Raw genomic sequence first — 24,557 nt, 5'->3', positions numbered from 1 at the left:
GAAGGTCTACGGTCTCGGCGAGAAGGCGGGCGATCTCGAACGCTCCGGCCGCCGCTACGAGATGCGCAATCTCGACGCCATGGGCTATGATGCCAGGACCACCGATCCGCTCTACAAGCATTTGCCCGTCACCTTCACAGTGACGCCCGATGCCGGTGCCTTCTCGGTCTTCTACGACAATCTTGCCTCCTGCTGGTTCGATCTCGGCAACGAGTTCGACAATTACCACAAGCCCTTCCGCGCCTACCGCGCGCTCGATGGCGATCTCGACTACTATTTCGCCTGGGCGCCGGAGATGCTGGACCTGGTGAAGGGCCACACACGGCTGACCGGCGGCACGGCCTTCATGCCGCGCTGGGCGCTCGGCTATTCCGGCTCGACCATGGCCTATACCGACCGGCCCAATGCGCAGGAAGAGCTGGAAGGCTTCCTCACCAGGCTCTCCGAACACGACATTCCCTGCGACAGCTTCCAGATGTCGTCCGGCTACACCTCGATCGGCTCGAAACGCTACGTCTTCAACTGGAATTATGAAAAATTCCCGGATGTCGAGGGCATGACGAAAAAGTTCGCGGATGCGGAACTGACGCTGATTGCCAATATCAAGCCGGCGCTTCTGCAGGACCACCCGCGCTTCGACGAGGCGCTTGACGCCGGCCTGTTCATCACCGACAGCGAGACGAATTCCTATGCGGATGCCGTCTACTGGGACGACAGCGGCGCCCATCTCGATTTCACCAATCCGGCCTCCGTCGCCTGGTGGCAGAAGGGCGTCACCGAGCAGCTCCTGAAAAAGGGCATTGCCTGCACCTGGAACGACAATAACGAGTATGAAATCTGGGACGACGAGGCCCGCTGCAACGGTTTCGGCAAGGAAATCCCGGTCGCGCTGATCCGTCCGCTGCATTCGCTGCTGATGAGCCGCGCCTCCAGGGAAGCACAGGAAGCCTTCGATCCCGATCACCGCCAATATCTGATTTCGCGCGCCGGCTGCCCCGGCATCCAGCGCTACGCCCAGACCTGGTCCGGCGACAACTACACGCGCTGGGAGACGGTGCGCTACAATATCCGCATGGGCCTCTCGATGTCGCTGTCGGGCATTTACAATGTCGGCCATGACGTCGGCGGCTTTTCCGGCCCGAAGCCGGAGCCGGAACTGTTCGTCCGCTGGGTCCAGAACGGCATCTTCCACCCGCGCTTCACCATCCACTCCTGGAATGATGACGGCACGGCCAACGAAGCCTGGATGTATCCGGAGGTTCTGCCGCTGATCCGCGACGCGCTCGATTTCCGCTACCGGCTGACGCCCTATCTCTACACGCTGACATGGTTGGCGACGACGGCCGACGAGCCGATGCTGCGGCCGACCTTCCTCGACCATCCGCACGATCCGCGCACGTTCGAGGAGACAGACGACTTCATGCTCGGCCGCGATCTCCTCGTCGCCAATGTGGTCGACAAGGGCGCCGCCGAGCGGACGGTCTACCTGCCGAAAAACGAAACCGGCTGGTGGGATTTCTGGTCGGGCGAATACCATGCGCCCGGAACGGAGGTGACGCTGCCGGTGACGCTTTCCAGCATGCCGCTTTTCGTGCGCGCCGGAGCCGTCATTCCGCTCTCGGACGGCGCAAACCGCGCCAATGCCAGGGCCGACACGGCCCGCACGCTCGCCGTCTTCCCGGTTCCGGGCGCGTTTTCCGCCGAAACAATCGAGTACGAAGATGATGGCGACACCGTGAACTGGCGCGAGGCTTCGGGCCATGCGGTGACGCGCTACGCCCTTTCCGGCGACGATGCCGGCCTCACGCTCGCCTGGGCGCGCGAGGGCGACTACAGGCCGCCCTACGAGACCGTCCGGATCCTCCTGCCCGAGGGCGAGGCCCGCAAGATCGCCGCGAACGGCATGGCCGACGCCAACGGTACGACCGTCAACCGCTGACGGCCCTTCGGGAGAGCTTCGGCTCTCCCGTTTTTCTTCATCCCACGTCTCATTGCCGACGGCGCAAGCCCGCGCCCGCCGTTTTTACGGAAGGAACCCCCATGTCCTCCAACGCCCTTCTTGACCGCGCCGCACCCGATGTCCTGCGCCCCGACTACGACCGCTCGAAGGTCGAAGCCCGCATGTGCCATATCGGCTTCGGCGCCTTTCACCGCGCCCACCAGGCCGTTTATACCGACGACGTCCTGCGCGCCGGCGGCACCTGGGGCTATCGCGAGATCGAACTCAGAGGCCCATCCGCACCGCTGAAGGCGCTCGCCGAACGCGACTATCTCTATAGCGTCGTCGAGAATGCCGCTGACGGGCAGAAAGCCCGCATTTCCGGCGCGGTCGTGGATCATCGCCACATGGAAGACTGCGGCCCCGAGGGCATTATCGCCGCCATTGCCGATGAGAACATCGCGCTCGTCTCCATTACCGTCACCGAAAAGGGCTACACGCTCGGCGCCGATGGCGGGCTTGACTTCGACAATCCGGCAATCAAGGCCGACCTTGCCAATCCCGATCAGCCGCAAACGGTCGTCGGCATGCTGGTGGCGGCCCTCGCCGCCCGCAGACAGGCCGGGCAGAAGCCCTTTACCGTTCTCTCCTGCGACAACCTGCCTTCAAACGGCAAGCTTGCCCGCCGCGCGGTGATCGATTTCGCCCGGGCCCGCGACAGCGCGCTTGCCGACTGGATCGAGGAGCATGGCCGCTTCCCCTCCACCATGGTCGACCGCATCGTTCCGGCGATGACCGAGGAAAGCTATCGGCTTCTTGCCGAGCGGATCGGCACCGAGGATCCCGCAGGCATCGTCTGCGAGCCCTTCCGCCAATGGGTGATCGAGGATGATTTCGTTTCCGGCCGCCCGGACTGGGACAGCGCCGGCGCCACCTTCACCGATGATGTCGTGCCCTATGAGAACATGAAGCTTCGCATGCTCAACGGTTCGCATTCCTTCCTCGCCTATCTCGGCTATCTCGGCGGCTATGAAACCATTGCCGAAACCATGCAGGACCCGGCCTATCGAAAGGCCGCCCGCGACCTGATGGCCAAGGAACAGATCCCGACGCTCAAAGCACCTGACGGAATCGACCTCGACGCCTACGCCGATGCTCTGATCACGCGCTTCGAAAACCCGGCAATTCGCCACCGCACCTGGCAGATCGCCATGGATGGCAGCCAGAAACTGCCGCAGCGCGCGCTGGAATCAATCGCGCATCATCTGAAGAACGAAACCCCGTGCCCCCGTCTCACCCTGCTGGTCGCCGGCTGGATCCGCTATGTCGCCGGCACGGATGACAGGGGCGCTCCGATCGATGTGCGCGATCCGCTGGCGGACAGGCTGAAGACGCTCGCCAATGGCGGATCATCGCGCGAGAAGGTCGAGCGCGTCCTCTCCGACTCCGGCATTTTTCCCGCAGCGCTCAGGGAAAGCGTCGGTTTCAAGGAAAGCCTCGCCGAAAGCCTCGAAGGCCTTGGCAGAAACGGCGCACGGAAAATGGTTGCCGAGCTCCGATAGATATTTTCGGACATTAAGAGGCTTGGAAGAACAGGCCGTTCCGGCGTTCTCGCCGGAACGGCCTTTGTCTGTCCGACGCATATTCAAACGCAAGAGGCATCGCCTCGTTCGGTGAAGACCCCGGTGGAACGCTGAACGCGGCAGGTCGACGCCGCCAGCAGTTCTCCGAGGAGCGATACGGGGAAAATGGTGCTGCTAGAGAGATTTGAACTCTCGGCCTCTCCCTTACCAAGGGAGTGCTCTACCCCTGAGCTATAGCAGCCCGACTTCGGCGTTGCGAAGCGTGCCCGGCACTGTTTGGTGCAGGCAAGCGGCCTATTGCCATAGCTCCGCTTCAAGTGCAAGACGGGAAACAGATTTCTTTTCCCTAATCCGCATTTCGACGGAAAGCACGCTTGAGGAGGGTGTGGCGAGATGGACAACGCCGAGCCACGGAAGAAAAAAACGGATGCCGCAACGCTGCGCCGGGAGCGGGCGGCGCAGAAGCTGCGCGAAAATCTCACGCGGCGCAAGCAGCAGTCGCGGGCGCGACGCAAGGGCGCCGCCGATGAGAGCGACGGCCTGCCCGCCTCCCGGCAAAAGGACGAGGGCTGAAAACAGCGACCGCGGGACTGCCGGTATTTTGACGCCCCGGAACATAGACCTGCCATTTTTGGCTGCTTTGACCGGAGCACTCAACGACTTGTCAACCATTGCGATTGATCATGGCCGACGTTTCGTTTAGACGCGCCTGAACTTTCAAGAAGAGGCCGGGTTTTCCCGGAAAATGTGGCATGGATCAAATAAAAGTCGTCGGTGGCAACCCCTTGAAGGGCGTCATTCCCATTTCCGGCGCGAAGAATGCCGCGCTGCCGCTGATCATCTCTTCGCTTCTGACCAGCGACACGCTGACGCTCGAAAATGTGCCGCACCTGGCCGATGTCGAGCTTCTGATGCGCATTCTCGGCAATCACGGCGTCGACATCTCCGTCAACGGCCGGCGCGAGCGCCAGCAGGACGGCTATGCCCGCACCATCCATTTCAACTGCCCGACGATTACCGATACCACGGCCTCCTATGACCTGGTGCGCAAGATGCGCGCCTCCTTCTGGGTCATCGGCCCGCTTCTGGCGCGCGAGGGCATCGCCCGGGTCTCCCTGCCCGGCGGCTGCGCCATCGGTACGCGGCCCGTCGATCTCTTCATAGACGGGTTGAAGGCGCTCGGCGCGGAAATCGAGATCGAGCAGGGCTATGTCGAGGCGAAAGCGCCGAAGGGCGGGCTCGTGGGCCGCCATTATGTCTTCCCCAAGGTCTCGGTCGGCGCGACGCATACGCTGATGATGGCGGCAACGCTTGCCAACGGCACCACTGTTCTGGAGAACGCCGCGCGCGAACCGGAAGTCGTCGACCTCGCCAATTGCCTGAAGGCCATGGGCGCGAAGATCGAAGGGGCCGGCACGCCGACGATCACCATTGACGGCGTAACCTCGCTTTCCGGCGCGCGCCACACCGTGCTTCCGGACAGGATCGAGACCGGCACCTATGCCATGGCCGTTGCCATGGCCGGCGGCGAAGTGACGCTCGAGAACACCGATGCCACGCTCCTGAGCGCCGCCATCGAGGCGATCCGGGCCGCCGGCGCGGAAATCACCCCGACGGAGACCGGCATCCACGTCATCGGACACGGCGACGATATCCGTCCCGTGGACATCACCACCGAGCCGTATCCGGGCTTCCCGACCGACCTTCAGGCGCAGTTCATGGCGCTGATGACCCGCGCCAGGGGCACGTCCCGCATCGTCGAGACGATCTTCGAAAACCGCTTCATGCACGTACAGGAGCTTGCCCGCCTCGGCGCAGATATCTCGCTCTCCGGCCAGACGGCGACCATCAGGGGCGTGAAGGAACTGCACGGCGCGCCGGTGATGGCGACGGACCTGCGCGCCTCGGTCTCGCTCGTCATTGCCGGGCTTGCTGCCAGGGGCGAGACGACGGTCTCGCGCGTCTATCACCTCGATCGCGGTTTCGAGCGGCTGGAGGAAAAGCTCACCCGCTGCGGCGCGATCGTCGAGCGGATCAGCGACTGAGGCCGAACCCGGCATCATTTTCCTGTCGACGCGGACAATCCCGGCGCTGCAACGGTTGCGAAACGGCGGCTATCGCCTTATCTCGGTTTAAAACCTTAAACCCGCCGGGAATTTTGACATGTCCACCGATCAACTGAAACTCATGGCGCTGGATGACGAAGACCTCGCCATCATCTCGGCGCATGTCCAGGACGCCGTGTTTCTGTCGAAGGACGTGACGTTCTCGAGGGTCGCCGGGCAGTTCCAGCTTCTGTGCAATCGCTTCGTCTGGGAAAACAAGCGCGGATTCTTCAAGAAGCCGGAGCGGCGGCGGGCTGCGCTCGTGTTCAAGCGGGTCACCGCCGTGCGCAGCATCGGGCTTGACCGAAAGGCCGATGACGAGGTCTCCAACATGCTTTCGGTGACATTCGAGAAAACCGGAGACGGGCCGGAAGGCTCGCTGGTCATCACCCTTTCGGGCGGCGGCGAGATCGTCGCGGATGTGGAATGTATCGAGGTGCTTCTCGCCGATCTTTCGGCAAGCTGGGAAGCGCGCGGCAAGCCGCATCATCCGCGCTGAGACAGTGTTTGTATGTTGACCGGAACGAATTCCCATCTGATTGAGTGAGGCAAACATGGCCATCTGGCTCAACAAAGCCGCCGACGACTTTGAAACCGCCTTTACGGCGCTGCTTTCGATGAAGCGCGAAGTCTCCAAGGATGTCGGCGACACCGTCGATGCGATCATCGCCGATATCCGCGCAAACGGCGATGCAGCCCTTGCCGCCTATTCGGCGCGTTTCGACGATGTCGATTTTTCCGATCCCGCCACGCCGATGAAGGTTGGCACAGAGGAGATGGAGGCCGCAATCGCCGCCGTCGACCCGAAGGTCATCGACGCGTTGCGGCTTGCCGAGGAACGCATCCGCAAGCATCACGCCCGCCAGCTGCCGCCGGATGACTCTTATGAGGACGAAATCGGCGTCACGCTTGGCCACCGCTGGACGGCGGTCGAGGCCGTCGGGCTCTACGTGCCGGGCGGGACTGCAAGCTACCCAAGTTCGGTGCTGATGAATGCCGTGCCGGCCAGGGTCGCAGGCGTCGAGCGCGTCGTCATGGTCGTGCCCGCGATGAAGGGCAAGATCAATCCGGCGGTGCTGGCGGCAGCGAAGATCGCGGGCATCACCGAGATTTACCGGATCGGCGGCGCCCAGGCGGTGGCAGCGCTCGCCTACGGCACCGACACGATCGCCCCGGTCTCCAAGATCGTCGGCCCCGGCAATGCCTATGTGGCCGCCGCCAAGCGGGCCGTCTTCGGCACGGTCGGCATCGACATGATCGCCGGTCCTTCGGAAGTGCTGGTGATCGCCGACGGCGACAACAATCCGGACTGGATCGCCGCCGACCTTCTGGCCCAGGCCGAGCACGACGCCGCGGCGCAGTCGATCCTGATCACCACCGACAAGGCGCTCGGCGGAGCCGTCGAACAGGCGGTCGAGCGGCAGCTGAAGACCCTGCCGCGCGGCGAGATCGCCGGCGCGAGCTGGCGCGACTATGGCGCGATCATCACTGTTTCCGATCTCGACGCCGCGCTTTCGCTCGCCAACCGCGTCGCGCCCGAACACCTGGAACTCGCCGTCGATGATCCGGACGCGCTGATCCCGAAGGTGCGCAATGCAGGCGCGATCTTTGCCGGGCATTATACGCCGGAAGCGATCGGCGACTATGTCGGCGGCTCGAACCACGTCCTTCCGACCGCCCGTTCCGCCCGCTTTTCCTCCGGGCTCGGCGTTCTCGATTTCATGAAGCGCACCTCCATCCTTCGTCTGGGGCCCGAACAGCTGAATAGACTTGCGCCGGCGGCCATCGAGCTTGCAGAATGCGAAGGGCTGGGCGCCCATGCACGATCGGTCGCCATCCGCCTCAACCGCAAGGAATAGACATGACGACGGGCGAATACAGGCTGAGTGACGTTGTTCTCGACGAGAGCATCGGCCGCGCTTCGCCTGATGTCGAGCATGAACGCGCCGTCGCCATTTTCGACCTGCTCGAGGAAAACCACTTCCGCCCGGTCGGCCATGCCGGTGGTCCCTACAAGCTGACGCTCTCGATCATCGAGAAGCGGCTGATCTTCGACATCACGCTCGAAAACGGCGACAAGGTCGCAACCCACATCCTGTCACTGACGCCGTTCCGGCGGATCGTGAAGGACTATTTCATGATCTGCGAGAGCTATTACGAGGCGATCAAGACGGCGAGCCCGAGCAAGATCGAGGCGATCGACATGGGCCGGCGCGGCATCCACAATGAGGGCTCGCAAACCCTTCAGGACCGGCTGAAAGGCAAGATCGAACTCGATTTCGACACAGCGCGGCGCCTGTTCACGCTGTTCTGCGTGCTCTACTGGCGCGGCTGACCCCTTCTGCGTCAGGGTTTCGAACGTCACGTGAACAAAAAACGACGGCGGGAGCAAACATGGTTCACAAACGTTGAACTATTGTGTAGGTTTCGCCGCAATTCAGCAGCGCCGCGCGCTTGTTCTCAAGCGCAGCCGATACGCTGCAGATCATTGAAGCAACAGTGTCCCCGTCTGTCATGCCGGCGATCGGCCGGACGGGGATTGAAGCGTTCCGGCCGATCGCCGGGCGCAGGAAAGAAAAGAAACGACATAAATGGCTAAAGAAGAAGTACTGGAATTTCCGGGCGTCGTCGTCGAGCTTCTGCCGAATGCGACATTCCGGGTGAAGCTTGAAAACGACCACGAAATCATCGCCCACACCGCCGGCCGCATGCGCAAGAACCGCATCCGCGTTCTCGCCGGCGACAAGGTGCTTGTGGAAATGACCCCTTATGACCTGACCAAGGGCCGGATCACCTATCGCTTCAAGTAGAAGCGCCTGCCTTCCAGAGCGTTTCCAGGAAAGGCGGATACCGGTTTTCCTTCCGGAAACGCGCAAAAACAAAGAGATAGATCGCTTTCGCGTTTCGGAGAAAACGGAAGCGCTCCAAGAGCGTTCGGAACGGGCTTGACCGTGGCAAAGACGAAACTTGTCCTGGCATCGGCTTCGCCGCGCCGGGTGGACCTCCTGGCCCAGATCGGCGTGACGCCCGACCGGATCCTGCCCGCCGATATCGATGAGAGCCCGCGCGAAAAGGAGACGCCACGGCTTCTGGCCGGTCGGCTCGCAGGCGGCAAGGCCGGCGTGGTAGCCGAGGCGCTTGACGGTGACGAAAGCTGGCGCGGCGCTGCGGTGCTGGCTGCCGATACCGTCGTTGCCGTCGGCAGGCGCATCCTGCCCAAGGCATCAACCGAAGACGAGGCGCTTTCCTGCCTGTCACTTCTTTCCGGGCGCAACCACCGTGTCTTCACCGGCCTTTGCGTCCGCATTGTCGGCGAGGCGGGGGAAAGCCTGCGGATCGTTGAAACGCGCGTCAGCTTCAAGCATCTCTCGAAGACAGAGATCGAGGCCTATCTGGCCTGCGGCGAATGGCGCGGCAAGGCAGGCGCCTATGCCGTCCAGGGCCGCGCGGCGGCCTTCATCGAGCGCCTCGTCGGCTCCTATTCCGCTGTTGTCGGCCTGCCGCTCTACGAAACGCAGACGCTCCTTTCCGGCCGCGGCTATAACATTTGCGAAGGATGGAGCAAAGATGGGCAATGACAGCGACGTCCGCGTCGAACCGTTGAGAAAACCCCGCAAATGCCCCGAATGCGGGCGTCCCTCGACGCGGGAGAACTACCCCTTCTGCAGCGACCGTTGCCGCCAGCTCGACCTCTCCCGCTGGTTGACCGGATCCTATGCAATTCCCGTCACCGAGGACGAATCGAAGCCCGGCGGCGAGGAGCAATAGAAGCAACCTTTGGTGGCGAACGGTCCGATATTGAGCCTTTTCCGGTGGATCAAGCCGGTTTTCTGCACCTGCGATTGCAATTTGTGATCGTTTTTTGAACGAATTGCTCTATACTTGTTGGCAGGGAGGTTTTCGTCCGCAAGGGCGGAAACGGGACAGACAAGGGAGCAGGGCAGTGAGACGAAACATCTCCAGCCGCCAGAATTCCGCCGCAACCTCAGCGGCGGCCGATATGATCGAAGTGCCGGAGTTCATCTTCGCCGACCAACTGCGCGCCATGGCCGGTTGGGACGCTGACGATGCGAAGATCATCTATAGTTCGAAACATGCACGCGGAAAGGGCATCAACTGGGCCCTGTGGCTGACGCTCGCCGGCAGCCTCCTCTTTTTCGCGACAAGCCTTGCCGGCCTCTTTGCGCTCGCGGGGTTCCTCATCCGCGCAATATCCTGAGACCGGCGCTCCTGGCACCGCGGTCACATGGCGGTCTGTTGCCCGCCCGCACCGACGGCGTATCGTTCCCAGGCGCCGCCGGGCGCCGTGGCGGCCTGGAGCGCTGCCAGATTGGCCTGGGCCTCTTCCGCCGATACGCCGCTGGTGGCAACGCGCTCGGCCTCCTGCTGCTTGCCCTGAAGCGCCAGCACCAGCGCCAGGTTGACCCGGACTTCCGGACTGGCATCGCGCTGGGCAATTGCCTCGCGCAGATAATTCTCCGCCGTCGCCAGATCATGGGTCAACACGTAGGAGACCGCCATGTTGGACAGCACCTCCGGGTTCTTCGGCGACAATGTGAGCGCCTGACGGTAGCGCATGCGCGCCTCCACCGGCTTGCCCATCTGGTCGAGAATCAGCCCCTCCTGCGAGAAGGTTCGCCAGTCGCGCGGCGACGCCGCTTCCGCATTGCGGACCGTGCGCAGCGCATCCGGGTAATAGCCGAGGGCCGCCTGCGTTTCGGCATAGTGAAGCAGCGCATCACCGGAATCCGGATTGCGCGCGGCAACCTCGCGCATCACCTGATTGGCTTCGCCGTAGCGCCCCTCGGCCTTCAGATATTCCGACCAGGCGACACCGGCCTTGACGCTTCCGGGCCTGGACAGATAGGCCGTTTCGAGCCGGTAGCTCGCCATCTGGCGCTGTGAGGGCGAGAGCGCGGCTATCTCTTCGGCGGACATGTATTGCGCCGTGGTCATCGGCCTGCGCACGCTGGCGCAGCCTGAGACCGCGATGGCCGCCACAACGAGAGCCAGTGCCGCTTTTCCTGAAAGCCCGGTCGGATTGGTCATTTTAAGGCAAACTCCGTCTGTTCTCCGCGCCCCGATCAGCGTAAGGAATCATTTCCGAGGCTTTACGACACTTTACAGAAAGTTTTTTCCCGCGAAAGTATGCGGGACGACACCGACAAGCGAACACAGATGCCCAGTTTCCAGTTTTTCGAACGCCTTTCGCCGTTTTGCACAGCCGGTTCAGAGACAAAGCCGCTCTATGCGGTAACGCCGACCGATCTCGAAAGACCCGACATCCTCCCGGAAAATATCCGCCTTTTTGCCCGCTCGGCGGGATTTTCCGCCCGCGAGGGTGAGCTCCTGCTCGCGCCCGGCGATGACGGCGGTGTTGCCGGTGCCCTCTTCGGCCTCGGACAGGGGAATGCGCCCTTCGTGACCGGTCGCCTTTCCAGGCTTCTGCCGGCAGGCGACTGGCGGCTTACGGGCTTTCAGGGCGATCTGCGCCAGGCGTTGATCGGTTTTGCCGCGGGCGGCTACCGGTTCGAGCGCTACCTGAAGCCGTCCACAGCCGGAAAGGCTCGCCTCGCCGTGCCTGAAGACTGCGACCGGGATGCAATCGAGCGGACGGTTGCCGCCATCTTTCTCGCCCGCGACCTGATCAACACCCCGGCCAACGACATGCAGCCGGATCACCTGGAGCACGCCTTCGAACGCCTGGCCGGTCATTACGGCGCGGAATTCGGCGCGATTCGCGGCGATGACCTTCTGGCAAAGGGCTTTCCGCTGATCCACGCGGTCGGCCGCGCCGGGGAGAAAGCGCCGCGCCTGATGGAGCTGCGCTGGGGCCGCAAGGGCGCAAGGAGCATCGCCCTTGTCGGCAAGGGCGTCTGTTTCGACACCGGCGGCCTCGACATCAAGTCGGCGGCCGGCATGGGCCTTATGAAAAAGGACATGGGCGGCGCTGCCAATGTCATGGCGCTGGCGCTGATGATCATGGACGCCGGCCTCGACGTCGACCTGCGCGTGATCGTCCCGAGCGTCGAGAACGCGATCGCCGGCAATGCCTTCCGCCCGGGCGACATCTACCGCTCGCGCAAGGGGCTTACCGTGCAGATCGACAATACCGATGCGGAGGGACGCCTCATCCTTGCCGACGCGCTGACCTATGCGGACGAGGAGCTTCCCGACCTTCTGATCGACATGGCGACGCTGACGGGGGCCGCCCGCGTGGCGCTCGGCCCGGACATCGCGCCGTTCTTCACCGACAGCGACGCCTTTGCCGAAACGCTGCACAGGAGCGGCGAAGCGCTTTCCGATCCGCTCTGGCGCATGCCGCTTTTTGCCGGCTATGACGCGCGGCTGAAGACCGGGATTGCCGACCTGACCAATGCGCCGGCCGGCGGCATGGCCGGTTCGATCACCGCCGCGCTTTTCCTGAAGCGCTTCATCGGACGGGCAAGGACGTGGGCGCATTTCGATATTTACGGCCACGCGCCGGCCGATCGCGACTTCGGCCCGGCGGGCGGCGAGGCGCAGGCGATCCGCGCCCTCTTCGAAACGATCCGGACGAGCTGATGGTGATGGAACTCGATCGAAGGCTGCATGCCTTCCGGCCCGATCTCGCCGATGCGCGGCTTTCCGGCATCGTCCATGCGGATCGCTTCGCCGTGCCGACGCCGGCCCAGATCATCGTCCCCGTCGCCCCCTTGCGGCCGAAGCCGTCGGAGGCCGCCTTCATCGACAGCCAGCTTCTCTTCGGCGAAATCGTCGACATCTTCGAGCGGAAATCCGGCTGGGCCTGGGTGCAGTCGCGCTTCGACGGCTATGTCGGCTACCTGCCGGAAGCGATGGTGGCCGAGGGCGAGCGGCAGGCCTCCCATGTCATCTCTGTGCCCCGGACCTTCCTTTATCCCGAGGCCGAACTCAAGGCCGGGCCGGTCTGCGCGCTTTCCATGGGCTGCCGGCTGACCTTTATCGACGAGGCGGAAATGCGTGGCAGTCGCTATTATCTCTGCTCGGACGGTACGGCGGTTTTCGCCGATCACTGCTTTCCGCTCGGCCGTCCCTTTGAACGCGACCCGGTAAAGACGGCCCTGCGCTTCCTCGAGACGCCTTATCTCTGGGGCGGCAGGTCCGGTTTCGGCCTCGACTGTTCGGCGCTGATACAGATGGCGATGATGATGGCAGGCATCGCCGTGCCGCGCGATTCCGACATGCAGGAGCTGATGGAAGGCGAGCCGGTGACGCGCCGGGCTCTGAAACGCGGCGATCTCGTTTTCTGGAAAGGCCATGTCGGCATTATGGAAGACGCCAAGACCCTCGTCCACGCCAACGGCGCGACGATGCGGGTCACCCGCGAGAACCTCGACCACGCGATCACCCGCATCGCGCCCGTCTACGGCAACCCGACGTCGTATCTGAGGCCGGCAACGGGCAGGACAGGTTGAAACCAACCTCAAAACGCCGCCCGGAGGCGGCGTTTTCTCAGTGTGTTAACAAAGCCTGCCCACTCCCCAGCCGTCATGCTCGGGCTTGTCCCGAGGATGACGTCCGTAAAAAGGCTAGGTTTGTCAGCAGTCTGTGAAAACGCCGCCCGGAGGCGGCGTTTCTCATACGTTTCAGTGACGCAAATTACTTGCGGGCGCTGAGCGGCACGACCGAACCCTTTTCTTCAGCCTCGTGGACGACGCCTTCTTCGTAGGCGCGGCCGTAATAGCTGTCGAGCAGGACCTGGCGGATTTCCGAGATCAGCGGATAGCGCGGGTTGGCGCCGGTGCACTGGTCATCGAAGGCCTTTTCGGCAACCGCGTCGAGATGGTCGAGGAAGTCGGCTTCGCCGACGCCCGCAGCCTGGATCGATTCGGGGATATCGCAGGCCTTGTTGAGGCTCTCGATCCACTTGACCAGGTTTTCGACCGATTCTTCGTCGCTCTTGCCGCCAAGCTCGAGATGGCGGGCGACTTCCGCATAGCGGCACAGCGCCTTTGGCCGGTCATACTGGCTGAAGGTGGCCTGCTTGGTCGGATTGTCGACCGCATTGTAGCGAACCACATTGGCCAAAAGCAGGGCATTCGACAGGCCGTGCGGCAGATGGAACTGCGCGCCGACCTTGTGCGCCATCGAGTGGCAAACGCCAAGGAAGGCGTTGGCGAAGGCCATGCCGGCGATCGTAGCGGCGTTGTGAACCTGCTCGCGGGCCTTCGGATCGGCAGCGCCTTGTCTGTAGGCTGAGGGCAGGTATTCCTTCAGAAGCTTCAGGGCCTGAAGCGCCTGACCATCCGAATACTCATTCGCCATGATCGAGACATAGGCTTCCAGGGCATGGGTCACCGCATCGATACCGCCATGGGCCGTCAGCGACTTCGGCATGTTCATGACCAGATCGGCATCGACGATCGCCATGGTCGGCGTCAGTTCGTAGTCGGCGATCGGATATTTCACGCCGGTCTTCTCGTCGGTGACGACGGCGAACGGGGTGACCTCCGAACCGGTGCCCGAGGTGGTGGGCACGGCCACGAACTTGGCCTTCACGCCGAGCTTCGGGAAGTGGTAGATGCGCTTGCGGATATCCATGAAGCGCAGCGCCAGATCGGCGAACTCGACTTCCGGATGCTCATACATCACCCACATGATCTTGGCCGCATCCATCGGCGAGCCGCCGCCCTGTGCGAGGATGATGTCCGGCTCGAACGAGCGGGCCAGTTCCCAGCCCTTGCGGACGACGGCGAGCGTCGGGTCGGCCTGCACGTCGAAGAAGGTTTCGACTTCCATGCCCAGGCCCTTCAGAACGCGGACCGTATCGTTGACATAGCCGTTCTCGAACAGGAAGCGGTCGGTCACGATCAGGCAGCGCTTGTGGCCCTTCAGTTCTTCCAGAGCGAAGGGAAGCGAGCCGCGACGGAAATAGATCGACGGGGGAAGCTTGTGCCACAGCATGTTTTCTGCCCTCTTGGCGACCGTTTTCTTGTTGATGAGGTGCTGCGGACCCACGTTTTCCGAGATCGAGTTGCCGCCCCACGAACCGCAACCAAGCGTCAGCGACGGCGCGAGGCGGAAGTTGTAGAGGTCGCCGATGCCGCCCTGCGAAGCCGGGGTGTTGATGAGAACGCGGGCCGTCTTCATGCGTTCGCCGAAGGTGGTGACGCGTTCGGGCTGCAGGTCCTGGTCGGTGTAAAGCACCGAGGTGTGACCGATGCCGCCGAGCGCCACCAGCTCCGATGCGATCCGGCTGGCATGGTCGAAGTTCTTGGCCTTGTACATGGCCAGCGTCGGCGACAGCTTTTCGTGGGCGAAGACCTCGTCCTCGCCAGTGCTTTCGACTTCCGCGATCAGAACCTTGGTGCGCGGCGGCACGGTGATGCCGGCCATGGCCGCAATCTTCTCGGCCGACTGGCCGACGATCTCGGCATTCAGCGTGCCCTTCTTATTCATGATGATGTCGCGAACGGCGCCGGCCTCATTGCCCGACAACACATAGCCGCCATGGCTGCTGAAACGCTCGCGGACCTTGTCATAGACCTTGTCGACGGCAATCACCGACTGTTCCGATGCGCAGATAACGCCGTTGTCGAAGGTTTTCGACATCAGGATCGAGGCGACGGCGCGCTTGATGTCGGCATATTCGTCGATCACGGCAGGCGTATTGCCGGCGCCGACGCCGATCGCGGGCTTGCCCGACGAATAGGCGGCCTTCACCATGCCGGGTCCGCCTGTGGCGAGGATGAGGTTGATGTCCGGGTGGTGCATCAGCGCATTCGAGAGTTCCACCGAGGGTTCGTCGATCCAGCTGATGATGTCCTTCGGCGCGCCGGCCTTGACGGCGGCTTCGAGCACGACCCGGGCGGCCTCGCAGGTCGAGCGCCTGGCGCGCGGATGCGGCGAGAAGATCACCCCGTTCCTGGTTTTCAGGCTGATCAGCGCCTTGAAAATCGCAGTCGAGGTCGGGTTGGTGGTGGGCACGATGGCGCAAATCAGGCCGACAGGCTCGGCAACCGTGAAGATGCCGTATTCCGGCTCTTCCGAAAGGATGCCGCAGGTCTTGTCGTCCTTGTATTTGTTGTAGATGTACTCCGAGGCAAAGTGGTTCTTGACCACCTTGTCTTCCATGACGCCCATTCCGGTTTCCTCATGCGCCATACGGGCAAGCGGGATGCGGGCATCGGCCGCGGCAAGGGCGGCGGAACGGAAAATGAAGTCGACCTGTTCCTGGGTATAGGTCGCAAACTTCTGCTGCGCTGCCTTCGTCCGGGCAACGAGCTGGTCAAGTTCGGTCGTGCTGATGGCCGGCATGGGACTACTCCTGCGCTATTTGCCGGAACGCCCGGCGGTTTCAGTGGTTGGCGGACGGCATGGGCCGGTCTTGGGGGCGACCCAGCAGTCTTCTCGGCCAGTCTCGCGCCGCAATTCGTCACCGGCATGACGCCGGCGGGGCTCCAAAAACTATCCCGAAAGAAGACCGTCCAATCTCACCGGAGGCAGATTTAAGCCTCTTTAAATCGGTTTGTATTGATCGTGATCAAAGGCCCGGGGAATCTCGGAATTCACTTCGTCCCAACTGCAAGCGGCTGGAATCCATAATAGAGCGGCAGGCGGCGAATGGAAAGCCGCCGCCGCGTTATTTGCCTTAACCGGAGGGGAGGCCCGGACCTCTGCTCAGCCAATCGCCCGGAACCGCTTCAGCCGGAGCGCGTTCGACAGAACGAAAACGCTGGAAAGCCCCATGGCGGCCGCCGCCAGCATGGGAGACAAAAGCATGCCGTTGACCGGATAGAGGATGCCGGCGGCAACCGGGATGAGCACGGCATTATAGGCAAAGGCCCAGAAAAGGTTCTGCGCGATATTGCGCATGACCGCCCGCGACAGGGCGATAGCATTGACGACGCCCGACAGCGCCCCCGACATCAGCACCACATCCGCCGTCTCGATGGCGATGTCGGTGCCCGTGCCGATGGCGATGCCGGTATCGGCGGCGGCCAGCGCCGGCGCATCATTGATGCCGTCGCCGGCAAAGGCGATTGCGCCATACTGCTCCCTGAGCTCGTTCAGGGCGGCGACCTTGCCATCCGGCAACACGTCGGCAATCACCGTATCGATGCCGGTTTCCGCCGCGATGGCTTCTGCGGTCCTGCGATTGTCCCCGGAGATCATCGCCGTTTTCAGGCCGGCCGCGTGCAATGCCGCGATTGCCGCCTTCGCCGACGGCTTGACCGGATCGGCGACGCCGATGATCCCGGCAGGCCTGCCGTCAACGGCAATGAACAGCAGCGAGCGCGCCTTGGCCGCAAGCGCGTCGGCGGTGGCGTCCAGCGCCGAGACATTGGCGCCCAGCAGACCCATGAACCGGTGCGCGCCAACGGCGACCGTCTTGCCGTCGACATCCGCCTTCACGCCGAAACCCGTCACCGCCTCAAAGTCACGGACTGCGAGAAGAGCAATATTCCGCTCTGCCGCCATGGCGATCACAGCCTCCGCAAGCGGATGCTCCGAGCCGGCCTCCACGGCGGCGGCAAGGGCGACAAGCCGGTTCTCGTCGAAGCCGTCCGCAGGAATGATATCGGTCACCTGCGGCCGCCCCTCGGTCAGCGTCCCGGTCTTGTCGAAGGCAATGATGGCGGTATCGCGCAGCGTCTGCAGCGCCTCGCCGTTCCTGAACAGCACGCCGGTTTCCGCTGCCCTGCCCGTTCCGACCATGATCGAGGTCGGCGTTGCAAGCCCCATGGCGCAGGGGCAGGCGATGATCAGCACCGCGACGGCGTTCACCAACGCGAAGGAAAAGGCAGGCGCCGGGCCGGCGAAGAGCCAGATCAGAAAGGTGATCGCGGCCGCCGCCAGCACCGCCGGCACGAACCATGCCGTCACCTTGTCGACCATGGCCTGCACCGGGAGCTTCGCCCCTTGCGCAGTCTCGACCATCTTCACGATCCGCGCGAGCACCGTGTCCGAACCGATCGCCGTTGCCCTGAAGGTGAAGGACCCGGTCTTGTTGATCGTGCCGCCGGTGACGTCGTCGCCCTCGCCTTTTTTAACCGGAAGCGGCTCGCCCGAAATCATCGCCTCGTCCACATGCGAAGAGCCGGAAACGACCGTGCCGTCAACGGCGATCTTCTCGCCCGGCCGCACGATCACCAGATCGCCGCGTTTGACCTCGTCGATCGGAATATCGACGGTCGCGCCATCGCGCTCGACGCGCGCGGTCTTCGGCTGCAGGCCCATCAGGTGGGTGATGGCGGCCGAGGTCCGCCCCTTGGCCCTGGCTTCGAGATAGCGGCCGAGAAGGATCAGCGTGATGATGACGGCAGAGCTTTCGAAATAGACCTGAGCGGCGCCTGCCGGAAAGACCTGCGGCAGGAAGGTCGCGACCGTGGAATAGGCCCAGGCGGCGCTCGAGCCTAGCATCACCAGCGCGTTCATGTCCGGCGACAGCCTGCGGAAAGAGGCAATGCCGTGGCTGTAGAACCGCCGGCCGGGACCAAACTGCACGATCGTCGCCAGCGCGAAATAGAACACATGCAGCGGAAACATCCCGACCGTCGCCATCACCTCACGGCCGAGGGCGGGGATGACGTGCGACCCCATTTCCAGCACGAAAAGCGGCAGGGTGAAGGCAAAAGCCGTCAGCAGATCGCGCTTCAGGGCCGCCTGCTCCTTCGCCCGGCGGCCTTCATGGCTTTCGCTTCCGGCGCGCTGATCCTCCAAGCGACGCGCCTTAAAACCGGCCTTCCCAATCGCGGATTCCAGCACCGCAAGGTCCACGGATGGCAGAACCGAAAGCGTTGCCCGTTCATTCGCCAGATTGACATGAGCCGATACAACGCCAGGCACGCGGGACAGCGACCGCTCGACGCTTGCCACACAGGAGGCGCAATGCATGCCGAGAATGCCAAGTTCGACGGTCGACAGCGGCACGCCATAGCCGCCTTTCTCGATCGCCGCCACCACGGCGCCCGTCGCTTTCCTGTCGGAAAGCGTCACCTCGGCCGTTTCGGTCGCCAGATTGACGGCAACCGCCTCAACGCCTTCAACCTTGCCGACGACCCGCTCGACGCTGCGCACGCAGGATGCGCAGGTCATGCCTGTCACCGGCACGGAGAGGGTTTGCGTCCTGCGGCTGGTAGAGATCGTCTGTTCCATGGGAAACGCCTTCCGGAAGTTGATTGCCCTTTGACAGCCTCAGGCCACGACGTCGTAGCCGGCGTCCTCGATGGCCTCGACGGCCTGATCGCGGGTGGCCGGCGCGGCAAGCTCAAACGAGGCGGAATTGTCGTCCAGCCTGACGGCGACACCGGAAATCCCGTCAATGCTGCCAAGCGCCTTCGTCACCTTCTCGCTGCATTTGGCACAGCCCATGCCTTCGATCTTCAGCGTCAGTTTCTCGGCCATCGTCTTGCTCCTCGGGTTTCTTTGGCTTTGATGCTGATGCAGGAGATAGGGTTTCCAGTCACTGGAAGGTCAAGCCTGCTTTTGCACTTTTCGACGCGCGAGCGGCTTGCCAGCGGCGGCAGGACCTGTCTTTGATGCGAATATTGTGGAGATTTCAGGGGAGAGACACGTGGATTTTCAACTCTGGCTTACCTTCGTGGCGGCATCGACGGCATTGCTTTTTATTCCCGGCCCCACCGTTCTTCTCGTGCTGAGCTATGCGCTCAGCCAGGGGCGACGGGTGGCGCTCGCAACCGCCGCCGGCGTCGCGCTCGGCGATCTCATCGCCATGAGCGCCTCGCTCGCCGGTCTCGGCGCGCTTGTCCTCGCCTCGGCCAAGCTGTTCATCATCCTCAAATGGGTCGGCGCGGCCTATCTTGTCTATCTCGGCATCCGGCTTTTCAGAAGTGCCGGAAAGGGCGAGACCCCGGCCTCCTCTGCCACGCCCCCTCTCGCGGCACAGCGGATTTTCTTTCACGCCATGGCGGTCACCGCCCTGAACCCGAAATCGATTGCCTTCTTCATCGCCTTCGTGCCCCAGTTCATCGTACCGGCGGAACCACTCCTGCCGCAGTTTGCGGTCCTCACGCTCACCTTCGTCGCGTTGGCCGCCATCAATGCCCTGGCCTACGCCCTGATGGCCGACCGGCTGCGGACAAGGCTTTCCTCTGCCGCCGCAACCGTGCTGCTGCCGCGCCTCGGCGGCAGCGCGCTGGTCGCCATGGGGGTGACCACGGCGGCGCTGCAGCGGTCAACGTCCTGAAACAGGCAAGCGCAATGGCGCCGGATGCGGAAAAAGTGCTCATCTATGCACGACGGGACTGCAGGGTACTCGTCTTCGATGAGCCGGACTTCCCGGAGGTTCCGCTTCAGGTGCCCGGCGGAACGCTTGAACATGGGGAAGTCCCGCTTGAGGCAGCAAAACGGGAATTTCACGAGGAGACCGGACTGTTCCTGCACGAAGGCTGGTCAGGGCTTGGCAGTATCGACTATCACTTCAGAAAAAACGGCGCACGGCTATGTCACCGGCGCCACATATTCACCGTTCCCACGCCGGAGGGCGTTCCCGAAAACTGGCTTCACACAGAGAAACACTCTTCCGACGGCGGCGGACCGATCCGCTTTCGACTGTTTTTCCTTGATTGGAAAGAAGCCGCTGCAAGCATTGGACTTGGCATGGAGTTGCCGCTTTCGTGGCCGACGTTAAGAATATTTTTCGCCTGAAGCCGCGGTTCGGCGGTACGTTGCCTTTCGCGCCGAGATTGACGTCCGGCAATTGCGGCGTTATCTAGCTTCTCCTCGTGGTGATTTGGCCGGCCGGCTTGCAGCCACGTAAAACAACTCGCTAAAGGGCCGAAGCGAGCGGAAAATTCCTGCCCATTCGGACCGGCTGCGTGTTGACGTCGGCCGGTTTCTGTTCGGGATTGGAATGAGACATGCCTATCAAGATTCCTGATACGCTGCCCGCCTATGAGACGCTTCTTGCAGAGGGCGTGCGGGTCAAGACGGAAACGGTTGCCGAGCGGCAGGATATCCGCCCGCTCCATTTCGGTCTGCTCAACCTCATGCCGAACAAGATCAAGACCGAGCTGCAATTCGCACGGCTTCTGGGCGCTTCGCCGCTGCAGATCGAGCTTTCGCTGGTGCGCGTCGGCGGGCACAAGGCGAAGAATACGCCGATCGACCATCTCCTCTCTTTCTACCAGACCTGGGACGAGGTGGCGGAGCGCAAGTTCGACGGCTTCATCATCACCGGCGCGCCGGTGGAAACGCTTGATTTCGAGGAAGTCACCTATTGGGATGAGTTGAAGGAGATCCTCGACTGGACCACGACCCATTGCCACTCGACGATGAATATCTGCTGGGGCGCAATGGCGGCGGCCTATCATTTCCACGGCGTGGAGAAGCATCTTCTGAACAAGAAGGCATTCGGGGTCTATCGCCACCGCAACCTGAAGCCCGCTTCCATCTATCTGAACGGCTTTTCCGACGATTTCCAGATTCCGGTGTCGCGCTGGACGGAGGTGCGCCGGGAAGATCTCGAGCGCGCGCCGGGCATGGAACTCTTGATGGATTCCGACGAGGTGGGTCCCTGCCTGGCGCAGGAGAGCTTCGCCAACCGGCTCTACATGTTCAACCATATCGAATATGATTCCGGTTCGCTCGGCGACGAATACCGGCGCGATGTCGACGCCAATGTGCCGGTCGACCTGCCGTTCAACTATTTCCCCGCCGATGACCCGGAACGCACGCCGCTCAACCGCTGGCGCTCCCATGCCCATCTTCTCTTCGGCAACTGGATCAACGAGGTCTACCAGACGACGCCCTATCACCTGGAAGAAATCGGCGACGGACGGTCGGGCGCTTGAAGCGCCCGCCATTCCGGCGCAATATCCGCCCCGCAATGCAACATTCCAGATGCGGAGGATAAAAACAATGGGTGCGCCACAACCGGAAGCCTTCGGCCAGACAAAGGACGGCAAGACCGTCAGCCGGGTCACGATCACAGGCGGCGGACTGACCGCAAAGATCATCAACTGGGGCGCGGTCGTGCAGGATCTGCGCCTTGAGGGCCACGACCATGCGCTGGTCCTCGGCTTCGACAGTTTCGAACCCTATCCGGACCACTCCCCCTATTTCGGCGCCACGCCGGGACGCTCCTCCAACCGGATCGCCAATGGCCGCTTCACGATCGATGGCACGGAATACCAGGTCGACTGCAACGAAAACGGCATCACCAATCTTCACGGCGGCCGCGACGGCATCGGCGTCAGCCTGTGGGAATTCGAGGAGATTGCCGAAGACCGGGTGACGCTGAAGATCCTCGACAGGGACGGGCGCGGCGGCTTTCCCGGAAATTGCGAAATCCGCGCGCATTTCCGGCTGAAGCCGCGCGGCGTGTTCTCGGTCGTCTACGAGGCGACGACAGACAAGCCGACGGTCGCCAATATGTGCAACCACTCCTACTTCAATCTCGGCAACGGCACGGATACGCTGGAACACACGCTGATGATCGCCGCCGACCATTACCTGCCAACGGATGAACGTCAGATCCCGACCGGCGAGATCAGGCCGGTTGCCGGCACGCCCTTCGACTTCCGCAAGCCGCATCCCTTGAAGCGCGAGGACGAGAACGGCCGGCAGGTTCTGTTCGACCACAATTTCTGCCTCTCGCCCGGCCGAACCGAAAAGCGGCCCGTGATCAGCGTCTATGCCCCTTCCTCGAAGGTGACCATGGATGTGCTGACGACCGAGCCCGGTGTTCAGCTCTACACCGCCTTCAAGCTCGACGAGACGCCGGTGGGCCTCAACGGCTTTCCCTACGGGCCGTTCGCCGGCTTCTGCCTGGAAACGCAAGTCTGGCCGGACGCCATCAACCAGGACGGTTTCCCCAATGCCATCCTCCGCCCCGGCGAAACGCTGCGCCAGGAGACCGAATACGTCTTTCGCAAGGGCTGAGATCCGCCGGCACCGAAGGAAGGCTTGATGTTCGTTCTCTCAAAGCTATTCTGGCTCATCGTCCAGCCGCTGGCTTTCGCCTTCCTCGCCATGCTTGCCGCGCTGGTGTGTCTCGCTCTTTCGAAAACCGGCGCGGCGGCGTTTTTCGCCGCGCTCGCCGCGCTGATGCTCGGGGTGACGGGCTTCACCAATCTCGGCGCCGTGCTTCTGGCCGATCTCGAGACCCGCTTTCGGCGTCCGGTTCTTGCCGGGCCGCCGGCCTGCGCCATCGTGCTCGGCGGCGGCATCAACACCGGCGCCTCGGCGCGGCGCGGCGCCTATGTCTTCACCCGGGCGGCGGACCGCTACATCGAGGCGCTGAGGCTGGCCCGGCTCTACCCGGACATGACCATCCTGGTGACCGGCGGCGACAATGCCCTGACGGGCGCCAAAAACGGCGAGGCCGAGCCGGCCGCCCGCTTCTTCGCCGATCACGGCATTTCACCCGAGCGTCTGCTCTATGAACCGGATGCCCGCAACACGGCGGAGAATGCCGCCCATACGTCCGCGCTGTTGAAGGATCACGCCATGGACGGCCCGTGCCTGCTGGTGACATCGGCCTATCACATGCCGCGCGCCTTTGCGCTATTTGAGGCGGCAAGCGTCGAGGTCCAGCCCTGGCCGGCGGACTATCGCACTGATGGTCGGCCGCGTCTTTCCGCAAGCCTCGACCGGCCGATGACCAATGCCGCAATGCTCACCACCGCATTGCGCGAATGGGCCGGACTTGCGGCGGCGCGCCTGCGCGGCCACACGGCAAGGCTCTCGCCCCGACAGGAGGACTGAAGATCAGGATTTCTTCGGGCGAAGGCGAACGACCACGTCGATATGGGAAATTTCCATGCCCTCGGGCGGCGTCGGCAGGCCGTTCAACGCAATGCCGTCGGCGGGCATGTCGATCACCTCGTTCTCGCCTTCGACGAAGAAATGGTGATGGTCCGAGGTATTGGTGTCGAAATAGGTTTTCGCGCCCTCGACGGCGAGAACGCGGATCATGCCGGCATTGGTGAACTGGTGCAGCGTGTTGTAGACGGTTGCCAGAGACACCGGCACGCCGGCATCCTGCGCCTCGCCGTGCAGTTCCTCGACGGTCACGTGGCGGTCACCCTTGGCAAACAGCAGGTCGGCCAGCGCAACGCGCTGGCGCGTCGGCCTCAGGCCGCTTGCGCGAAGCTTTTCCTCCGAAATGCGATGTCCCGCTGTCATATCCACTTTCAGGGCGTCATCTAACAAAATGCAAATATAGCACCGTATAACGACATTGAGAATCGCTTTCAATAGGACGAGGGCTTGCGAGGATTGAAATTAAACTGCAAATAGCCCTCACCAATGCGTTTCGCTCTGGCCGCGGAAGTCGGCTTCCTGTATGGCCTCGGTGAACGGAATGACAGTTGATTTTCGGGTTTTCCGGCCCAACTGGCACAAGGGCGCATTGCTGAGAGCGACATACGCCCTTATCTTGGGCCGGATACCGGAAACCCCTCGCTGAACGAAGGGAAGCAGAGTTTTAATGAGCACAAAACAATCGCATTTCGATTACGAGGACATCATCAAGTGCGCCGAGGGCGAGCTTTTCGGCCCCGGCAATGCGCAGCTTCCGATGCCCCCCATGCTGATGTTCAACCGCATCACCGAGATTTCGGAGGATGGCGGCGCCAACGGCAAGGGTCATGCCCGCGCGGAATTTGACATCACGCCCGACCTCTGGTTTTTCGATTGCCATTTCAAGGGCGACCCCGTCATGCCGGGCTGCCTGGGCCTTGATGCGCTCTGGCAGCTCACCGGATTTTATCTCGGCTGGCTCGGCGAACCCGGAAAGGGCCGCGCCATCTCCACCGGCGAGGTGAAGTTTTCCGGCATGGTCACGCCGAAGAACAAGCTGGTGGAATACGGCGTCGACTTCAAGCGCGTCATGCGCGGACGTCTGGTTCTCGGCATCGCCGATGGCTGGGTGAAGGCCGATGGCGAGGAAATCTACAAGGCCTCCGATCTGAGGGTCGGCCTGTTCAAGGAACAGTAGGGCGC

The 24,557-nt window shown here is 62.8% G+C and carries 24 protein-coding genes, 1 tRNA gene and 1 riboswitch; of the genes, 19 read left to right on the top strand and 6 right to left on the bottom strand.

Annotated elements, in window-relative coordinates; translation table 11 throughout:
• Window positions 1-1,939, top strand: a 1,939-nt coding sequence (locus AC5DC2_RS01560; RefSeq protein ID WP_491697248.1) for a glycoside hydrolase family 31 protein, incomplete at its 5' end; no start/stop codon positions are given.
• A 101-nt stretch (window positions 1,940-2,040) separates the two neighbouring features.
• Complete coding sequence (locus AC5DC2_RS01555; protein WP_491697247.1) at window positions 2,041-3,501, top strand: mannitol dehydrogenase family protein; 1,461 nt, start codon at window positions 2,041-2,043, stop codon at window positions 3,499-3,501.
• A 187-nt stretch (window positions 3,502-3,688) separates the two neighbouring features.
• Here AC5DC2_RS01555 and AC5DC2_RS01550 read toward each other — a convergent pair.
• Window positions 3,689-3,763, bottom strand: a tRNA-Thr gene (locus AC5DC2_RS01550).
• 152 nt (window positions 3,764-3,915) lie between these two features.
• Here AC5DC2_RS01550 and AC5DC2_RS01545 point away from each other — a divergent pair.
• The 9 genes from AC5DC2_RS01545 to AC5DC2_RS01505 all read left to right on the top strand — a co-directional run bounded on the left by AC5DC2_RS01545 (window position 3,916) and on the right by AC5DC2_RS01505 (window position 9,846).
• Window positions 3,916-4,095, top strand: coding sequence for a hypothetical protein (locus AC5DC2_RS01545; protein ID WP_491697246.1), 180 nt, complete (start codon window positions 3,916-3,918; stop codon window positions 4,093-4,095).
• A gap of 179 nt (window positions 4,096-4,274) precedes the next feature.
• Window positions 4,275-5,567 carry a UDP-N-acetylglucosamine 1-carboxyvinyltransferase gene (murA, locus tag AC5DC2_RS01540; RefSeq protein WP_491697245.1) on the top strand — a complete coding sequence of 431 codons (1,293 nt, stop codon included), beginning with the start codon at window positions 4,275-4,277 and terminating at the stop codon, window positions 5,565-5,567.
• A 118-nt stretch (window positions 5,568-5,685) separates the two neighbouring features.
• Window positions 5,686-6,126, top strand: coding sequence for a DUF2948 family protein (locus AC5DC2_RS01535; protein ID WP_024708549.1), 441 nt, complete (start codon window positions 5,686-5,688; stop codon window positions 6,124-6,126).
• Between the two features lie 55 nt (window positions 6,127-6,181).
• The gene (hisD, locus tag AC5DC2_RS01530; RefSeq protein WP_491697244.1) at window positions 6,182-7,486 is read left to right on the top strand and encodes a histidinol dehydrogenase; all 1,305 of its coding nucleotides are present in this window, start codon (window positions 6,182-6,184) and stop codon (window positions 7,484-7,486) included.
• 2 nt (window positions 7,487-7,488) lie between these two features.
• Window positions 7,489-7,962 carry a UPF0262 family protein gene (locus AC5DC2_RS01525; protein ID WP_024708547.1) on the top strand — a complete coding sequence of 158 codons (474 nt, stop codon included), beginning with the start codon at window positions 7,489-7,491 and terminating at the stop codon, window positions 7,960-7,962.
• A gap of 256 nt (window positions 7,963-8,218) precedes the next feature.
• Window positions 8,219-8,437 carry a translation initiation factor IF-1 gene (gene infA / locus AC5DC2_RS01520; RefSeq protein WP_024708546.1) on the top strand — a complete coding sequence of 73 codons (219 nt, stop codon included), beginning with the start codon at window positions 8,219-8,221 and terminating at the stop codon, window positions 8,435-8,437.
• 141 nt (window positions 8,438-8,578) lie between these two features.
• Window positions 8,579-9,205, top strand: a complete 627-nt coding sequence (locus AC5DC2_RS01515) for a Maf family nucleotide pyrophosphatase (RefSeq protein ID WP_491697243.1) — start codon at window positions 8,579-8,581, stop codon at window positions 9,203-9,205.
• The gene (gene yacG, locus AC5DC2_RS01510; protein ID WP_024708544.1) at window positions 9,195-9,395 is read left to right on the top strand and encodes a DNA gyrase inhibitor YacG; all 201 of its coding nucleotides are present in this window, start codon (window positions 9,195-9,197) and stop codon (window positions 9,393-9,395) included. Before AC5DC2_RS01515 ends, yacG begins: the two co-directional genes overlap by 11 nt.
• 175 nt (window positions 9,396-9,570) lie before the next feature.
• Window positions 9,571-9,846, top strand: a complete 276-nt coding sequence (locus AC5DC2_RS01505; protein ID WP_152534551.1) for a hypothetical protein — start codon at window positions 9,571-9,573, stop codon at window positions 9,844-9,846.
• A 23-nt stretch (window positions 9,847-9,869) separates the two neighbouring features.
• Here the strand turns inward: AC5DC2_RS01505 and AC5DC2_RS01500 are convergent, their stop codons facing one another.
• Window positions 9,870-10,676, bottom strand: coding sequence for a tetratricopeptide repeat protein (locus tag AC5DC2_RS01500; RefSeq protein ID WP_491697242.1), 807 nt, complete (start codon window positions 10,674-10,676; stop codon window positions 9,870-9,872).
• Window positions 10,677-10,805: 129 nt separating this feature from the next.
• Here AC5DC2_RS01500 and AC5DC2_RS01495 point away from each other — a divergent pair, with 129 nt between their 5' ends.
• Both AC5DC2_RS01495 and AC5DC2_RS01490 read left to right on the top strand, forming a co-directional pair.
• A complete protein-coding gene (locus tag AC5DC2_RS01495; RefSeq protein WP_491697241.1) occupies window positions 10,806-12,191 on the top strand; it encodes a leucyl aminopeptidase family protein in 1,386 nt (461 codons plus the stop codon).
• A 5-nt stretch (window positions 12,192-12,196) separates the two neighbouring features.
• Window positions 12,197-13,063, top strand: a complete 867-nt coding sequence (locus AC5DC2_RS01490; RefSeq protein ID WP_491697249.1) for a C40 family peptidase — start codon at window positions 12,197-12,199, stop codon at window positions 13,061-13,063.
• 184 nt (window positions 13,064-13,247) lie between these two features.
• Here AC5DC2_RS01490 and adhE read toward each other — a convergent pair whose 3' ends face one another.
• From adhE to AC5DC2_RS01475, 3 genes are all read right to left on the bottom strand, one after another.
• Window positions 13,248-15,905, bottom strand: coding sequence for a bifunctional acetaldehyde-CoA/alcohol dehydrogenase (gene adhE, locus AC5DC2_RS01485; RefSeq protein WP_491697240.1), 2,658 nt, complete (start codon window positions 15,903-15,905; stop codon window positions 13,248-13,250).
• A gap of 363 nt (window positions 15,906-16,268) precedes the next feature.
• Window positions 16,269-18,746 (bottom strand): heavy metal translocating P-type ATPase, encoded by a 2,478-nt coding sequence (locus AC5DC2_RS01480; protein WP_491697239.1) that lies wholly within the window; start codon window positions 18,744-18,746, stop codon window positions 16,269-16,271.
• A 39-nt stretch (window positions 18,747-18,785) separates the two neighbouring features.
• Window positions 18,786-18,995, bottom strand: coding sequence for a heavy-metal-associated domain-containing protein (locus tag AC5DC2_RS01475; RefSeq protein ID WP_491697238.1), 210 nt, complete (start codon window positions 18,993-18,995; stop codon window positions 18,786-18,788).
• A 169-nt stretch (window positions 18,996-19,164) separates the two neighbouring features.
• Here AC5DC2_RS01475 and AC5DC2_RS01470 point away from each other — a divergent pair, with 169 nt between their 5' ends.
• The 5 genes from AC5DC2_RS01470 (at window position 19,165) to AC5DC2_RS01450 (ending at window position 23,318) form a co-directional block, all read left to right on the top strand.
• The gene (locus tag AC5DC2_RS01470) at window positions 19,165-19,797 is read left to right on the top strand and encodes a LysE family translocator (RefSeq protein WP_024708536.1); all 633 of its coding nucleotides are present in this window, start codon (window positions 19,165-19,167) and stop codon (window positions 19,795-19,797) included.
• A gap of 14 nt (window positions 19,798-19,811) precedes the next feature.
• Window positions 19,812-20,258 (top strand): NUDIX domain-containing protein, encoded by a 447-nt coding sequence (locus AC5DC2_RS01465; RefSeq protein WP_491697237.1) that lies wholly within the window; start codon window positions 19,812-19,814, stop codon window positions 20,256-20,258.
• 67 nt (window positions 20,259-20,325) lie between these two features.
• Window positions 20,326-20,403: riboswitch (SAM riboswitch) on the top strand.
• A 67-nt stretch (window positions 20,404-20,470) separates the two neighbouring features.
• The gene (locus AC5DC2_RS01460) at window positions 20,471-21,403 is read left to right on the top strand and encodes a homoserine O-succinyltransferase (protein ID WP_024708534.1); all 933 of its coding nucleotides are present in this window, start codon (window positions 20,471-20,473) and stop codon (window positions 21,401-21,403) included.
• 67 nt (window positions 21,404-21,470) lie between these two features.
• Complete coding sequence (locus AC5DC2_RS01455; protein ID WP_024708533.1) at window positions 21,471-22,493, top strand: aldose epimerase family protein; 1,023 nt, start codon at window positions 21,471-21,473, stop codon at window positions 22,491-22,493.
• Window positions 22,494-22,520: 27 nt separating this feature from the next.
• The gene (locus AC5DC2_RS01450) at window positions 22,521-23,318 is read left to right on the top strand and encodes a YdcF family protein (RefSeq protein WP_491697236.1); all 798 of its coding nucleotides are present in this window, start codon (window positions 22,521-22,523) and stop codon (window positions 23,316-23,318) included.
• A gap of 3 nt (window positions 23,319-23,321) precedes the next feature.
• Here AC5DC2_RS01450 and irrA read toward each other — a convergent pair whose 3' ends face one another.
• Window positions 23,322-23,738 carry an iron response transcriptional regulator IrrA gene (gene irrA / locus AC5DC2_RS01445; protein WP_024708531.1) on the bottom strand — a complete coding sequence of 139 codons (417 nt, stop codon included), beginning with the start codon at window positions 23,736-23,738 and terminating at the stop codon, window positions 23,322-23,324.
• 304 nt (window positions 23,739-24,042) lie between these two features.
• Between irrA and fabA the strand changes: the two genes are divergently transcribed.
• The gene (fabA, locus tag AC5DC2_RS01440; protein WP_491697235.1) at window positions 24,043-24,552 is read left to right on the top strand and encodes a 3-hydroxyacyl-[acyl-carrier-protein] dehydratase FabA; all 510 of its coding nucleotides are present in this window, start codon (window positions 24,043-24,045) and stop codon (window positions 24,550-24,552) included.
• The last annotated feature ends 5 nt before the right edge of the window (window positions 24,553-24,557 follow it).

The organism is Martelella sp. (genome assembly GCF_984369615.1).
The sequence above is the reverse complement of the archived record's forward strand: the minus strand, read 5'-3'. Positions and strand labels throughout refer to the sequence as shown.

Coding starts and splice junctions, on each gene's coding strand:
- AC5DC2_RS01555 (WP_491697247.1), top strand. CDS start 2,041: ATGTCCTCCAACGCCCTTCTTGACCGCGCCGCACCCGATGTCCTGCGC.
- AC5DC2_RS01545 (WP_491697246.1), top strand. CDS start 3,916: ATGGACAACGCCGAGCCACGGAAGAAAAAAACGGATGCCGCAACGCTG.
- murA (WP_491697245.1), top strand. CDS start 4,275: ATGGATCAAATAAAAGTCGTCGGTGGCAACCCCTTGAAGGGCGTCATT.
- AC5DC2_RS01535 (WP_024708549.1), top strand. CDS start 5,686: ATGTCCACCGATCAACTGAAACTCATGGCGCTGGATGACGAAGACCTC.
- hisD (WP_491697244.1), top strand. CDS start 6,182: ATGGCCATCTGGCTCAACAAAGCCGCCGACGACTTTGAAACCGCCTTT.
- AC5DC2_RS01525 (WP_024708547.1), top strand. CDS start 7,489: ATGACGACGGGCGAATACAGGCTGAGTGACGTTGTTCTCGACGAGAGC.
- infA (WP_024708546.1), top strand. CDS start 8,219: ATGGCTAAAGAAGAAGTACTGGAATTTCCGGGCGTCGTCGTCGAGCTT.
- yacG (WP_024708544.1), top strand. CDS start 9,195: ATGGGCAATGACAGCGACGTCCGCGTCGAACCGTTGAGAAAACCCCGC.
- AC5DC2_RS01500 (WP_491697242.1), bottom strand. CDS start 10,676: ATGACCAATCCGACCGGGCTTTCAGGAAAAGCGGCACTGGCTCTCGTT.
- AC5DC2_RS01495 (WP_491697241.1), top strand. CDS start 10,806: ATGCCCAGTTTCCAGTTTTTCGAACGCCTTTCGCCGTTTTGCACAGCC.
- AC5DC2_RS01490 (WP_491697249.1), top strand. CDS start 12,197: ATGGAACTCGATCGAAGGCTGCATGCCTTCCGGCCCGATCTCGCCGAT.
- adhE (WP_491697240.1), bottom strand. CDS start 15,905: ATGCCGGCCATCAGCACGACCGAACTTGACCAGCTCGTTGCCCGGACG.
- AC5DC2_RS01480 (WP_491697239.1), bottom strand. CDS start 18,746: ATGGAACAGACGATCTCTACCAGCCGCAGGACGCAAACCCTCTCCGTG.
- AC5DC2_RS01475 (WP_491697238.1), bottom strand. CDS start 18,995: ATGGCCGAGAAACTGACGCTGAAGATCGAAGGCATGGGCTGTGCCAAA.
- AC5DC2_RS01465 (WP_491697237.1), top strand. CDS start 19,812: ATGGCGCCGGATGCGGAAAAAGTGCTCATCTATGCACGACGGGACTGC.
- AC5DC2_RS01460 (WP_024708534.1), top strand. CDS start 20,471: ATGCCTATCAAGATTCCTGATACGCTGCCCGCCTATGAGACGCTTCTT.
- AC5DC2_RS01455 (WP_024708533.1), top strand. CDS start 21,471: ATGGGTGCGCCACAACCGGAAGCCTTCGGCCAGACAAAGGACGGCAAG.
- AC5DC2_RS01450 (WP_491697236.1), top strand. CDS start 22,521: ATGTTCGTTCTCTCAAAGCTATTCTGGCTCATCGTCCAGCCGCTGGCT.
- irrA (WP_024708531.1), bottom strand. CDS start 23,738: ATGACAGCGGGACATCGCATTTCGGAGGAAAAGCTTCGCGCAAGCGGC.
- fabA (WP_491697235.1), top strand. CDS start 24,043: ATGAGCACAAAACAATCGCATTTCGATTACGAGGACATCATCAAGTGC.